Origin of the sequence: Pontibacter sp. FD36 (assembly GCF_015686655.1) — a bacterium.
Classification (GTDB): domain Bacteria; phylum Bacteroidota; class Bacteroidia; order Cytophagales; family Hymenobacteraceae; genus Pontibacter.
On record NZ_JADPMP010000001.1, the window covers coordinates 46,637 to 58,818 of the forward strand.

Sequence of the window (12,182 nt, forward strand, 5' to 3'; positions counted from 1 at the left end):
GCGACCTGTCACCAATCGTGCATCAAACCATTCAATAGCTGATAAATCATCAATTAACAGTTAAAAATCACCCACCAAATAAATGCTCATCAAACTTTTCACCCTGTATGTATACCTGCAAACTGCTTTGTGCGGCTGCGGAGCGGACAGGCGCAACAGCGACTTTGAGCGATTGCGGAAAGATTATAAGGTGAAGGTGCAGCGAATTGGTCGTTTAGATAGCCGCATGAAAGAGAGCTCAGGGCTTGCACATGCATCGGACAGTACCTTCTGGACGCACCCTGACAGTGGTGCTCCGGCTGAGCTATACTTGTTTAACCTGAAAGGGGAGCTGCTGCGAACAGTACCATTGCCGCTGCCCAACCGGGACTGGGAGGAGCTGGCGGAGGACCGAAAGGGGAACTTGTATATCGGTGACTTTGGCAACAATGCCAATGCCCGCCGCGATCTGCGAGTGTTCAAGGTGCAGCAGGAGGGTATGACCGTGCAGGACACTATCAATTTCAGCTTTGCTGATCAGCAGGAGTTTCCCCCACCCACACGGCAGCGCCACTTCGATCTGGAGGCCTTTTTTTATCGTACTGACAGTTTGCATCTTTTCACCAAAAGCCGCGCCCGCAAAGGCATCACCCATCGCTATACCCTGCCCGCTTTAGGCGGCACCTATACCCTGGAGCCACAGGAAAAACTTCGTGTCAGTTCTGCGATCACTGCTGCTGACAGCGCCCCGAACGGAAAAGATTTTGCCTTGCTCGGGTATGGGCGGCTATACCTGTTTGAGCCCGAAGATGAGCAGGTACAATTTGCGGGCAAGCGCTACTGCCTGCCACTGGCCCGCACAGGTCAGGCCGAGGCGATGCTATACCTGTCGCCTAGCGAGTTGCTCATTAGCAACGAAAATGGAAAGCTATACCTGGTCAGCTTTGAGCCGAAGCGCTGATTTTCTTCATCCCCTTCAACCTATCACTAACATGATCAGTTTATAAGTAAAGCTGTACAATGACACGGCAGAAGGCCTTGGCACGTATAGCTAACATACCCCTTAACAGATAAGACTATGCGACAAACGATATTGGTAACTGGCGCTACAGGTACAGTAGGCCGTGAAGTTATAAAACAACTGGCCATGCAGGATGTGAATGTGCGGGCAGGCGTGCACTCCGTTATAAAAGGCGAAAATCTAAAGCGATTGCCCGGTGTGGAGATTGTGGAGACCGACTTCCGGGACCCTAACTCCCTGCACGCAGCTTTCACGCATGTAGATGGGCTCGTGCTCATCACGCCACTTTCTGAAGACCAGTTGGAGATGGCTCGTAACCTGGTAGAAGAGGCCAAGCGGCAGGATGTAAAGCATATCGTAAAACTTTCAGCACTGGGAGCCGGAGCTGAGCCGGGTATACAGCTCGGCCGCTGGCACCGTGAGATGGAAACTTATGTTGAAGAGAGCGGCATCCCCTATACTATCCTTCGGCCGGCTGGCTTTATGCAAAACCTGGTGAACTACAGTGCTGATTCAATAAAAGGTGAAGGCAAATTTTACATGCCAGTAGGGGAGGGAAAGGTCAGCTACATCGATACCCGCGATATAGCGGCAGTGGTTGTAGAAGTGCTGCTGTCAGAAGAACACATGGGAAAGGTATATGAACTCACCGGACCAGAGGCCCTTTCGCATCATGAAATGGCTACCTTGCTGGGCGAGGCAACAAGTAAGAAGGTAGACTTTGTGGATGTGCCGGAAGAAGCAGCCCGCGAAGCCATTAAGTCGCATCGTACACCTGCCTCAATTACCGATGCTTTGCTGGAGCTATACGCAGCGTACAAGGCGGGTAAATCAGCTAAGGTAAGCAACACAGTGCAGGAAATCACAGGCCGGCCTCCTCACAGCTTCCGTCAGTTCGCACAGGACTATCAGGAGTGCTTTTGATGGATCAGGTATAAAGTGGTCTGCATAATCCAGCATGTGTAAAGTTGGAGAACGACAAAAAAAGAGCGCCTTCCCTGATTCAGGGAAGGCGCTCTTGCTTTAGCTTATTGCTGGTTAGTCCAGGTCACGGTAGCGGTCGCTTCTTCTTGTTTCGAAGCCGCTGTCGTCGCCGTAGCTGGAACGTCCGCGCTGTGAGTAATCCTGGTCACCCATGCCGCTGCGATAGTTTTCGCGGGAAGATGAACCTTGGTTATCGCTGTAGTAAGACGTGCCGCTGTCCATAGAACCGTAACGGCTCTGATCGCCGCCGCGTCCGCCCTGGCCATAACCACCTTCACGGTAACCGCTCTGGCCATAGCCACTCATGCCGCCGCCTCTGGAAGAGCCGCCCATAGAGCCACCACCGCCAGACGAACTGCCGTAGCCGCCACTGCTCATACCTGAGCCCATGCCGCTTCGTGAGCTACCATAGCCGCCCTGCGAAGAAGAACCATAGCCGCCTTGTGAGCTGCCGCGTCCGCTCATAGAGCCATAATCGGCACCTTGTGAACCATAGCGGGAAGAGCCGCCGTAACCGCCCTGCGAACCAGAGTTGTCATCATAAGAACGGCCGCTTCTGCCGCGGTCCTGAGATGAACGATACTCGTCATTATAGGAGCCGCCACGAGATCCGTAGCCGCCTTGTGAGCCATAACCACCCTGCATGGAGCTTTGGGAGTCGTACCCTCTTTGCGAACCATAGTCATCTCTATCATACTCGCTCATACCTCTGGAAGAGCCATAGCCCATAGAACCATGTCGGTCGCGATCACCGTAGCCGCCGCCCTGGGAGCCACCCATAGAGCCACCGCCTCTGGACGAGCCGCCATAGCCGCCGCTCATGCCTGAGCCCATGCTGCCGCTAGAGCCGTAACCTCCTTGTGAGCTGCCGTAACCTCCCTGAGAGCCACCGCGGCTACTCATAGAACCGTAATCTCCTTGAGATGAAGAACTGTAGCCGCTGCTGTCGCCGTAGCCGCGTTGCATGCCGCTACCCTGAGACGAACCATAGTTGCCCTGTGAGCCACGCTGACCATAGTCACCCTGACCGTAACCTTGTTGGTAACTGCCCTGGCTGCCATAGCCGCCGTGCATATTTGTTCTGGATGATCCGGAGCCAGTCATGCTGGAGCCGTAGCCTTCCTGGCCACTCATGCTACCACCATAGCCGCTCTGAGATGAGCCGCCGTAACCACCTTGAGATGAGCCACCATAGCTGCTGCCCTGGTTGCTGCTGCGATAGCCACCGCCTTGCTCATATCCACCTCGGCCGCTGTCGTAGCTGCCATAGCCACCCTGGTTAGAGCCGCTGCCCTGCATACCGAAGGAGCCTTGTGAACCACCGTAGCTCTGGCCACCGATGTTATCACCTTCTCTGTCCTGCATGCCACCTTGCATACCTCCTCTTGATGCACCAAAGTCCTGGTCCTGGTAGCGGGCGCGATTGCCTTCCATGCCACCCTGGTTGCCATAGTTGAAGCCACCCTGTGAACCCCAGTCAGACTGAGAGGAAGAGCCGTAGCCACCGCTCATGCCACCGCCGCCGGAGCCACCACGGTTCATAGAACCATAGCCGCTGCTGTCGCCGTAGCCGCGCTGCATGCCACCGCCTTGCTGTGATGAGCCGTAGTCACCCTGATAACCGTAGCCACTCTGGCCGCCATAGCCGCCGCTGTGCTGCGAGCCATAGCCATAACCACCTTGTGAGCCATAGCCCTGCTGGTCGCTAGAGTTCTGGCCTCCCTGCTGCGAACCGTAGCCGCCCATGCCGCCTTGCTGACCACCCATGTTGCCTGAGCCCTGGTTGCTTTGCTGCGAACCACTCAGACTGCCATAGTTTTGGTCGCTGCTACCCATAGATGAGCTACTGCCCATTGAGCTGCTGCTACCTGAGTCGCTGCTCTTGCCGCTTTTAGAAGTAGAAGATTTAGATGTTTTAGAATCAGAAGACTTGGCAGAAGTTTTAGAGCCTGACTTGGCTTTGGTGCCCGATGCTGTCTTGCTTTCAGAAGAAGACGACTTGCTGCTGCTGCTCTTGGAAGTAGGATTAGAGCCTGAAGAGGATGATGCGCTTGTGCCGGAACTTCCCTGGTTTGATGATCCCATATTGGAGCCGCTTTGGCTGGAGCTACCCGATGACATGCCACTCGACATGCTTCCAGACTGGCTGGACGATTGGTTTTTTTCGTTTTCTTTCATAGTTCTGATCTCCTCAGTTTATAGTTATAGATTAATTTGGAATGGTAAAAACCCATTAGTACATCTCATTGCCACAGCCCGACACCAGGTGTCAGGGAAGTGGCAAATCCCTTGTTCAGTCGGAAGCAAAAAAATGGTAATTATACCTTTTTACTTAGTGTAACTGAACGTTTTAGCTATACGAACCTCGTGTGGGAGGGTTATTAGGCATGATAGCAGAGAGCACCCGAAAAGACTCACCGCATGCACATGCGCCGATGGGGCATGAGGGAGCAGGAAGATCAGCTATGTTTCTGATTCAGATTGGCTTATTATATTTTTCTGAATTTGGTTATTTATAAGAACTTATTTTTTACCTTTGCTTCCATTATTAACAATTATTTATCATGCAAACAGGTAAAGTAAAATTCTACAACGTATCGAAAGGCTTCGGATTCATCATTGCTGACGATACAAACCAAGACATCTTCGTTCACCAGACTGGTCTTGTTCACGAAATCCGTGAGAATGACCGTGTTTCTTTCGAAGTGAAAGATGGCAAAAAAGGATTGAATGCAATTAACGTAGAGCGTATCTAAGTTAAAGATCATATAGCCCTTTAGGCAGGGCATTCATCTATTTTGACCCGCTCAGTTTACTGAGCGGGTTTTTTATTTTACCCCATTTTCGGCTTCTTTTTCTTCGCTGCGCTCCTCACCTTTTTCCAGGCCTTCCTGTATCAATTCGTTCGCCTCTTCATGGTCTTCGGCATCTGCTTTGGGAGGCTGCTGTTCCTCCTCATGTTTCGGTTCATAGTTTAGCGTGATCAGAATGGGGAAGTGATCGGAGCCGAACTTTGGCAGGCGCTCCATATGTACAAGCCGGAACGAAGGATCATAAAAGACATGGTCCAGGGGGTAGCGGAATAGTGGTACGTAAGCATTGTACGTGTTATAAAAGCCACGGCCAACCCTGGGGTCCAGCATGCCGCTGATCTGCTTGAACAGCTTGGTGGTGCTTGACCAGGCCACATCGTTCAGATCACCGGCTACAATAGAAGGGTGCGGTGAATTCTTGACAGCCTTGGCAGCAATCAGGAGTTCTGCTTCCCGGGTCTCGGTGTTCTGCATAAGTCGCGGCGGCTGAGGATGTACTGTGTACAAGTCGAACTTCAGACCGCTCGGCAGCTCCACGACTGTATAAAAAGAAGGGATGTCGTCTTCCACCATAAAGCGGATCTCACTATCCAGCAGCTTGAATTTGCTGTAGAGCAGCATGCCGTAGGTATTCTCCAGCGGCTTTTTGATTGCATAAGGGAACCGCTTGTCTAACTCAGGCTGAAGGTGTTCATGCCAGGCATGGTTAGGTTCGTTGATCAGCACAATGTCAGGGTCGGTACGCAGTACGAGCTGCAAGAACTGCTCATACTTTTTATTGGTCATGCGCACATTCGAAATCATCAGGCTAATAGTGTTGGCGGGCTGTTGCACTTCCGTGCGCAATGCTTCTCTGGGAGCAAGAGGCGTAAAGTAATAGACAAAGCGCATCTCGTTGATAATAGCCAGACCCCACAGCACGAGCATAGCAGTCTCGCCGGTGCTACCTGTCACACCATATAGTGCGATGTATGCCACTAGCACACCTGTCAGCAGTATGGCCACGTGAAAGCGCGGAAAATCAAGCACTCTGATCCACCACAATGGGGACTTAATGAGTGGCAGAAAAGAAAATAGCGTCAGGACGAATCCGGCTATTTGGAGGGTGAGCTTCATATAAGTGCAAGCTAATAGGGATGGTACAGTAAGATATACTGCATACTTTCAACTGTAATTTTTTGTTGTAAGTACCTTCGGTTTCTTGCCAGGGTATAAAGTAATCGCTATAAAGTATAGGGAGCTAACCGGTGCAAAAGAAAAAGGGCCGAAGCTATACATTAGCTTCGGCCCTTTTACGGTAACTGTACCTGTTTCTAATTGGTAACTTCTTCTACACGCACGCCCACTGCCAAAATATTAGGAAGCGGATCACGACGCATGTATTGCGTCAGCTGCAGGCGGTAGGTACCTACTTGTGGGAAGGCAACCTCCTTTAGCACAAGTGACTGCATATCGTAGATGTCGCTCGAACCTTTTCCTTCAGGTTTGCCTGTTTTGGCATCCATCAGATGCAGCTCATGCAGCGCTGCCGATACCTCACTGCTATCAGGAGCCGTCAGGCGGTGCTGCAGGTATAGGTTATAGTAGTCATAAGCCAGTGAATAGCGCACATTGAAGTACACGTTATACCTTTTGGTCGTGTCATCAATGGCAAACTCAAAAACCGGCGCATTGTCCACTGTCCAGTTTTTATCAGGCAGTTCTATATTCTGCTCATATACCCGCGAGGGGTCACAAGCTGTCAGTAGAAAGGTGCATGCTACTGACAGCATTAGCATCATGTTACGCATCAGACGAAGGTGTTTTTGGTTGGTTTGGTTTTGGACCACGGTTCGGTCTGCGTGACTTCTGACGTCTGGGCTGCTGGGATGCGCCATCGCCCTGAGGCTGCTGGCCATCCGGTCTGCCTTCGCCGCGCGGTTGTCTGGGCTCTCCACCTTCCCGAGCGGCTCTGGGCTCACGAGGCTGCTTCTGGTCTCCTCTTGGTTGTCTTTCCTCCCTGTTTTCACGTCCTTCGCGATTGCCACGGTTGCGTGGCGGGCGCTGCTTTTTAGGTCGCTGTCCCTGTTCAGATGGCTGTGCTTCGGTGACTCCTGATTGAGGAGCTGTAGTAGCTTTAGCCTGCTGGTCAGCCGCCTTGGCCTCACGTGGACCTCTGTCACGGCCACGGCCATCACGAGGGCCTTTGCCTTCCCGCTGTCCTCTGTCCTCACGTGGGGCACGCTGCTCTTTAGGCTCACGTGCGTCACCCTGATTACGTGGCTGGCCTTGTTTGACCTCTGCACCTTCAGCGGCAGGTTTTTTCTTCTTTTTCTTCTTTTTCTTATTCTTAAACTTATCGTCGAGTCGCTCAAGGCTGCCTTCTACCTGGGCCACAAACTCATTCTGCTTCGGCTCGTTTACAGGCTCCTCTACCAGCATTTCAGGCACTACACCCTGGCTGTTCATCTTCAGGATTTCCTGCACGCGCTCCACCGGCACCGGGTACCAGTTGTTGTCGCCTCTGTAGCCAAACCACATCATCTTTTTGAAGATATCGGTTTTCTGCAGCATGGCGTCTCCCTGCTTGGTCTGCAACGGACGCGACACAGTAGGTATATCCTTAAGCGCCGCCATGTAAGTTTCCAGCTCGTAGTTGAGGCAGCACTTCAGGCGCCCGCACTGTCCAGAAAGCTTACTTGGATTAAGAGAAAGGTTTTGGTAACGGGCCGCCGTGGTAGACACGCTCTTGAAATCGGTGAGCCACGTAGAGCAGCACAGTTCGCGTCCGCATGAGCCTATACCTCCAAGGCGGCCGGCCTCGTGACGCAGACTGATCTGGCGCATCTCGATGCGTACCTTAAATTCCTCAGCCAGCTTCTTGATCAGGTCACGGAAGTCAACGCGGTCGTCGGCAGAGTAGTAGAACGTCGCCTTGGAACGGTCGGCCTGGTACTCCACATCCGAGAGCTTCATTTTGAGGCCCGTCTGCTGGATGATCTCGCGAGACCGGTACATGGTGGCAGCTTCCTGCTCTTGCACTTCGCGCAGTTTTTCCAGATCACGTTCATTGGCGATGCGGTAGATGGTGCGGATCTCCTCGTTATTATCTACCTTCTTTTTGAGCATCTGCAGGCGCACGAGTTCACCTTTCAGCGACACAGTGCCGATGTGATGTCCGTTGGGTACGTCTACTACTACCGGGTCACCGGTTGTCAGGTCGAGTCTGTTTATGTTGCGGAAGAAATCTTTGCGTCCTCCCTTGAATCTTATTTCTACGATGTCGAACTCCTCAAACGCGGTTGGTATTTCCATATCGCTGAGCCAGTCGAACACATTTAAACGGTTGCAGCCTCCAGTGCTACAACCGCCGTTGCTTTTGCAGCCACCCGGTTTTTCGCTGGTGCCGCATCCGCCACTAGAACATGAACTACATCCCACTATTTATATCTCCTATATAGCCGTGAGGCTTCTTGTTTTCTTGTTGTCTGAATTAACAAATATACTAATTTTTTGAGCTTATGCTCAATTAGCGGCAATTGTACCTGCGCACTGAAACAGTGCAGAGCACAATTTAGTGCTTTTACCGCGAAATTTTAATCTGGAGTTGCCTATTTCTGAAAATGCGGATACGCATAGCGGCTGTGTACATTTTATACCCTATTTTTAGGGAATGCTACGCAAACTCCTGTCACATGCTGCGATCTACGGTCTGTCTGCCCAACTGCCCCGATTGGCAGGCGTGCTGGCCCTGCCACTGATCACGCAGTACCTGACACCTACCGATTATGGTGTAGCAGGGGTGATAACAGCTTACTACAGTGCTCTTCTGGTGATGATGTCACTGGGATTTACCGTGGTCATGGACAATAGCTTTGCGCGTCACCCCACTCGTTTTCAATGGATCTGGCGACAGCTTTATGGCTTTCTGACATATTGGTCACTCCTGTACGGGCTGCTGTGTATGGGGATAATCTACATGGCGGTGCCTGCCGATGCGCAGGATAACCGATTGCTTATCACCCTGCTCACAGGAGCACCTCTGCTCTTTTTTGTAGTCACCGATTTGTTTGGGGGCATGTATTGCCTTCACTTGCAGCGTCCGTTGCCTATTGCACTGCGCTCTTTTCTGATGGGAGGAGTGAACGTCATCCTGACCATTTACTTTATTGCAGGCCTGAAAATGGGCTACATGGGCTGGTTCTATGCTAGCCTGCTGTCATCTGCCGCCGGTTTTGTAGTGAGTGTTTACATTGTAGCAAAGCAGGGGCTTTGGCCTATTTTCAACTTTAAGTGGTACCGGATCAGGCACAGTCTCAAGGTGTCACTGCCGGCCGTGCCCCATGGCTTTTCTTTTTTCATGCTCGATACATCTGACCGCCTGGTGCTGGATGTGTTGCATGTACCTGTCGGGCGGATTGGCCTTTACAACGTAGCCTCAAATTTCGGCATTTATTTCTCGTCGGCCAGTTTTGCAGTGGTGCAGGCAGCGACACCCCTGTACATGAAGCTCTATGCTCAGACGAAAAGTATAGAAGCCGCATTGCAGGCCCGCCACATGACCTATACCTTGCAGCTGATCTTTTTCGCAGCCACATTTGTCGGGAGCCTTTGGATGAAGGAAATCTTTGGTTTTTTGATCCGCAACGAAGAACTACAACAAGCTTATCCCTTGGCGATTGTGATCCTGATGGGGTATAACTTCCGGCCGATGTATATGGCGGCGATTAACCTGCTCACTTTTCACGAAAAAACGGCTAAACTCTGGCGCATTTCCACTGTGGCAGGTATAGGCAATATTCTGCTCAACCTGGTCCTGGTACCACTTTACGGATTTCAGATGGCAGCTTATACGACCTTTGCAGCGCTGATGTACATGGGCTACTCAGGGTATTACCTGAAAGCATACCGGGAACTGGCTTTAGTGAAGTTTTACCCAGTCTGGTGGCTGCTGGCTACCATTGTGCTGCTGGTGCTGGCCTATCAGCTCCGTGAAGTTGAAGTGCTGGAAAAAGTTGCTGTAACAGCTGTAGTGACAGTGACAGGTATAGTGGCAGCTTACAGGTATAAGAAACTGGCTCAGGTATAAGCTATAAAAAAACAGGAAGTCAGCATGACACTAACTTCCTGTTCCTGCTTTTGTATTAGTCCCTTTTACGGCTTCAACACCACCTTCACACAGTTGTCTTCTTTTTTGTTGAAGATGTCGTACATGCGGGAGGCTTCTGCCAGCGGAACGGTATGTGTGATAATGTCGTCGAGCTTCACTTTGCCATCCTGTACTATTGAAATAAGGTTGTCAATGTAGCGGTGTACCCAGGCCTGACCGCCACGTAGAGTGAGGCCTTTGTCAAACCACTTGTAGAGCGGGAAGTTGTTGTAAGGCGAACCGTATACACCAACTACCGTCACAGTACCGGCACGTCGCACAGAGTCCATGCAGTTTTCGAGCACCTTCATGGTGCCTTTCTCCATTTGTACTACGTTCATGGCTTTTTCCAGCACGGTACGGTCGGCTTCCATACCTACGGCATCGACGCACACATCGGCACCATAGCCACCTGTCATCTCACGGATCACCTGCACCGCATCAACTTCCGAAGCGTTGATCACTTCTACATTAGCTGATTTGCGGGCCATTTCCAGGCGGTATGGCTGTATGTCGATGCCAATCACACGCTTGGCGCCTTGCAGCCAGGCCGATTTCATGGCCATGATACCAACTGGGCCACATCCCCATACGGCTACCGTTTCACCGCCTTTCAACTGAGCCCAGTCAATGGCAGCCCAGCCAGTCGGAAATATATCAGTCAGGAAAAGCACCTGCTCATCTGTGAGATTGTCCGGCACTTTGCGTGGTCCGTAGTCGGCATAAGGGACGCGCACGTATTCTGCCTGTCCGCCATTATAGCCGCCGTAGATGTCGGTATACCCAAACAAAGCTGCACCGGCGCCTTTGGCCATCACAATTTCGCCTTCAGGGCCATAATGATCTGGATTGGAGTTTTCGCAGTGCGTGGGCAGCTGCATGTTGCAGAAGTGGCAGGTACCGCATGAGATGGGAAATGGCACTACCACGCGATCACCTTTTTTGAGGTTCTTTACGCCTGTTCCGACTTCTTCTACAATGCCCATAAACTCATGCCCCATGACCATATCGCGGAGCTGAGGCACCATGCCGTTGTATATGTGTAGGTCGGAGCCGCATATGGCTGTGGATGTTACACGAAGGATACAGTCGCGGGCATCTTCAAGTCGCGGATCGTCGATGGTCTCTACCTGTATGTCCTTCATTTTGTGGAATACTGCTGCTTTCATAGTTTATTTAGTAAATGTGTTACAAGTGTTGTGTAGCCGTTTGTACTTTACAGTACTCAAGTTTAACGGTTAGCTGTTGCAGTGGGTTTTTTCAGGTATGAGTCTGCTACCTATCTGATGCGTGTGCCGTATAGTCTTGCAAGTTGTATCTTGGGCCAAAAAAATGGAGATGTCTGATCGCTATACCTTCTCGTTTCTGCGTGAGCAGGATATTCCGGTACTGTACGACACGTTTGTGGCGGCCTTTGCCGATTATATTGTGCCGATCAAAATAACACGCAAGGAGTTTGTCATGAAGTTTAAGCGGGAAGGTATAGAAGCAACTTTCTGCGTAGGGGCTTTTTACGATGGGCAGCTGGTGGGCTTTATACTAACGGGACTGGGAGAGTGGCAGGGCAAACCAACCGCCTATAATGCGGGCACTGGCGTTATACCTGCGCACCGGGGGCGTCAGTTAACAAAACAGCTGTATGACTTTCTATTGCCCAAGCTGCGCGAAAGTGGCATAGAACAGTGCCTGCTGGAAGTGATTGACGGGAATGCGGCTGCTTTTAAGGTATACCAATCCATCGGTTTTGATGTAACCCGTGCTCTGGACTGTTTTCGAAGCCCTGTAGGTGAGCTGTTGCTGTCAAGCGAAGAACCAATGCCTGCTGTTGAGATAAAACAGGCATCGAAGCCAAAATGGAGAGCCTATACTGCACTGTATGAAAGCAGGCCGAGCTGGCAAAATACCATGGAGGCTTTCCGCAGAAGTCCTGATGAAAAACTGGTGATAGAAGCTTATTCAGAAGAACTGCTGGTAGGTTATGTGGCTTTCTTCCCCCGCACAGGTGCTATTGCCCAGCTGGCCGTGCAAAAGGGCTGCCGCGATCAAGGAATAGCGAAGGCTCTTGTGAGAGAAACAGTGAAGCGGACTATTGCGCCAGCGCTTTTGTTTCTATACGTAGACAAAACCTGCTCCTCCCTGACTGCTTTTTTGGAGCGGATTCATCTCAAGCGCTTCCTTACACAGCACGAGATGCTGCTGCCTCTGTAATAAGTATGGCTATCCCCTTTAATCTGGCTAATTTGCATCTGATTTTTCA

10 protein-coding genes are annotated in these 12,182 nt (G+C 51.3%); 5 read left to right on the forward strand and 5 right to left on the reverse strand.

Annotation, left to right across the window (positions count from 1 at the left end; genetic code table 11):
• The first annotated feature begins 82 nt into the window (after nucleotides 1–82).
• Nucleotides 83–940 carry a hypothetical protein gene (locus tag I0P70_RS00215; protein ID WP_196114248.1) on the forward strand — a complete coding sequence of 286 codons (858 nt, stop codon included), beginning with the start codon at nucleotides 83–85 and terminating at the stop codon, nucleotides 938–940.
• A gap of 117 nt (nucleotides 941–1,057) precedes the next feature.
• Complete coding sequence (locus I0P70_RS00220; RefSeq protein ID WP_230391900.1) at nucleotides 1,058–1,924, forward strand: SDR family oxidoreductase; 867 nt, start codon at nucleotides 1,058–1,060, stop codon at nucleotides 1,922–1,924.
• A 114-nt stretch (nucleotides 1,925–2,038) separates the two neighbouring features.
• On the opposite strand, the gene I0P70_RS00225 is transcribed toward I0P70_RS00220, so the two are convergent.
• The gene (locus I0P70_RS00225) at nucleotides 2,039–4,162 is read right to left on the reverse strand and encodes a hypothetical protein (protein WP_230391901.1); all 2,124 of its coding nucleotides are present in this window, start codon (nucleotides 4,160–4,162) and stop codon (nucleotides 2,039–2,041) included.
• Between the two features lie 386 nt (nucleotides 4,163–4,548).
• Here I0P70_RS00225 and I0P70_RS00230 point away from each other — a divergent pair, with 386 nt between their 5' ends.
• On the forward strand, nucleotides 4,549–4,740 hold the full coding sequence (locus I0P70_RS00230; protein ID WP_007654403.1) for a cold-shock protein: 192 nt from the start codon (nucleotides 4,549–4,551) through the stop codon (nucleotides 4,738–4,740).
• A 72-nt stretch (nucleotides 4,741–4,812) separates the two neighbouring features.
• On the opposite strand, the gene I0P70_RS00235 is transcribed toward I0P70_RS00230, so the two are convergent.
• From I0P70_RS00235 to ricT, 3 genes are all read right to left on the reverse strand, one after another.
• A complete protein-coding gene (locus I0P70_RS00235) occupies nucleotides 4,813–5,913 on the reverse strand; it encodes an endonuclease/exonuclease/phosphatase family protein (RefSeq protein WP_196114249.1) in 1,101 nt (366 codons plus the stop codon).
• Between the two features lie 197 nt (nucleotides 5,914–6,110).
• Nucleotides 6,111–6,578 carry a gliding motility lipoprotein GldH gene (locus I0P70_RS00240; protein ID WP_230391902.1) on the reverse strand — a complete coding sequence of 156 codons (468 nt, stop codon included), beginning with the start codon at nucleotides 6,576–6,578 and terminating at the stop codon, nucleotides 6,111–6,113.
• Between the two features lies 1 nt (nucleotide 6,579).
• On the reverse strand, nucleotides 6,580–8,091 hold the full coding sequence (gene ricT / locus I0P70_RS00245; protein WP_230391903.1) for a regulatory iron-sulfur-containing complex subunit RicT: 1,512 nt from the start codon (nucleotides 8,089–8,091) through the stop codon (nucleotides 6,580–6,582).
• Between the two features lie 358 nt (nucleotides 8,092–8,449).
• Here ricT and I0P70_RS00250 point away from each other — a divergent pair, with 358 nt between their 5' ends.
• Nucleotides 8,450–9,865, forward strand: a complete 1,416-nt coding sequence (locus I0P70_RS00250) for a lipopolysaccharide biosynthesis protein (RefSeq protein WP_196114252.1) — start codon at nucleotides 8,450–8,452, stop codon at nucleotides 9,863–9,865.
• Between the two features lie 65 nt (nucleotides 9,866–9,930).
• On the opposite strand, the gene I0P70_RS00255 is transcribed toward I0P70_RS00250, so the two are convergent.
• A complete protein-coding gene (locus I0P70_RS00255) occupies nucleotides 9,931–11,094 on the reverse strand; it encodes a zinc-dependent alcohol dehydrogenase (protein WP_076420735.1) in 1,164 nt (387 codons plus the stop codon).
• A gap of 163 nt (nucleotides 11,095–11,257) precedes the next feature.
• Between I0P70_RS00255 and I0P70_RS00260 the strand changes: the two genes are divergently transcribed.
• Nucleotides 11,258–12,133, forward strand: coding sequence for a GNAT family N-acetyltransferase (locus I0P70_RS00260; RefSeq protein WP_230391904.1), 876 nt, complete (start codon nucleotides 11,258–11,260; stop codon nucleotides 12,131–12,133).
• Nucleotides 12,134–12,182: the final 49 nt, after the last annotated feature.

What these genes read in the sequence shown, in the direction of transcription:
- I0P70_RS00240 (WP_230391902.1), bottom strand. Translation starts at nt 6,578, where the DNA reads ATGATGCTAATGCTGTCAGTAGCATGCACCTTTCTACTGACAGCTTGT.
- ricT (WP_230391903.1), bottom strand. Translation starts at nt 8,091, where the DNA reads ATGGAAATACCAACCGCGTTTGAGGAGTTCGACATCGTAGAAATAAGA.
- I0P70_RS00215 (WP_196114248.1), top strand. Translation starts at nt 83, where the DNA reads ATGCTCATCAAACTTTTCACCCTGTATGTATACCTGCAAACTGCTTTG.
- I0P70_RS00260 (WP_230391904.1), top strand. Translation starts at nt 11,258, where the DNA reads ATGGAGATGTCTGATCGCTATACCTTCTCGTTTCTGCGTGAGCAGGAT.
- I0P70_RS00230 (WP_007654403.1), top strand. Translation starts at nt 4,549, where the DNA reads ATGCAAACAGGTAAAGTAAAATTCTACAACGTATCGAAAGGCTTCGGA.
- I0P70_RS00255 (WP_076420735.1), bottom strand. Translation starts at nt 11,094, where the DNA reads ATGAAAGCAGCAGTATTCCACAAAATGAAGGACATACAGGTAGAGACC.
- I0P70_RS00235 (WP_196114249.1), bottom strand. Translation starts at nt 5,913, where the DNA reads ATGAAGCTCACCCTCCAAATAGCCGGATTCGTCCTGACGCTATTTTCT.
- I0P70_RS00225 (WP_230391901.1), bottom strand. Translation starts at nt 4,162, where the DNA reads ATGAAAGAAAACGAAAAAAACCAATCGTCCAGCCAGTCTGGAAGCATG.
- I0P70_RS00220 (WP_230391900.1), top strand. Translation starts at nt 1,058, where the DNA reads ATGCGACAAACGATATTGGTAACTGGCGCTACAGGTACAGTAGGCCGT.
- I0P70_RS00250 (WP_196114252.1), top strand. Translation starts at nt 8,450, where the DNA reads ATGCTACGCAAACTCCTGTCACATGCTGCGATCTACGGTCTGTCTGCC.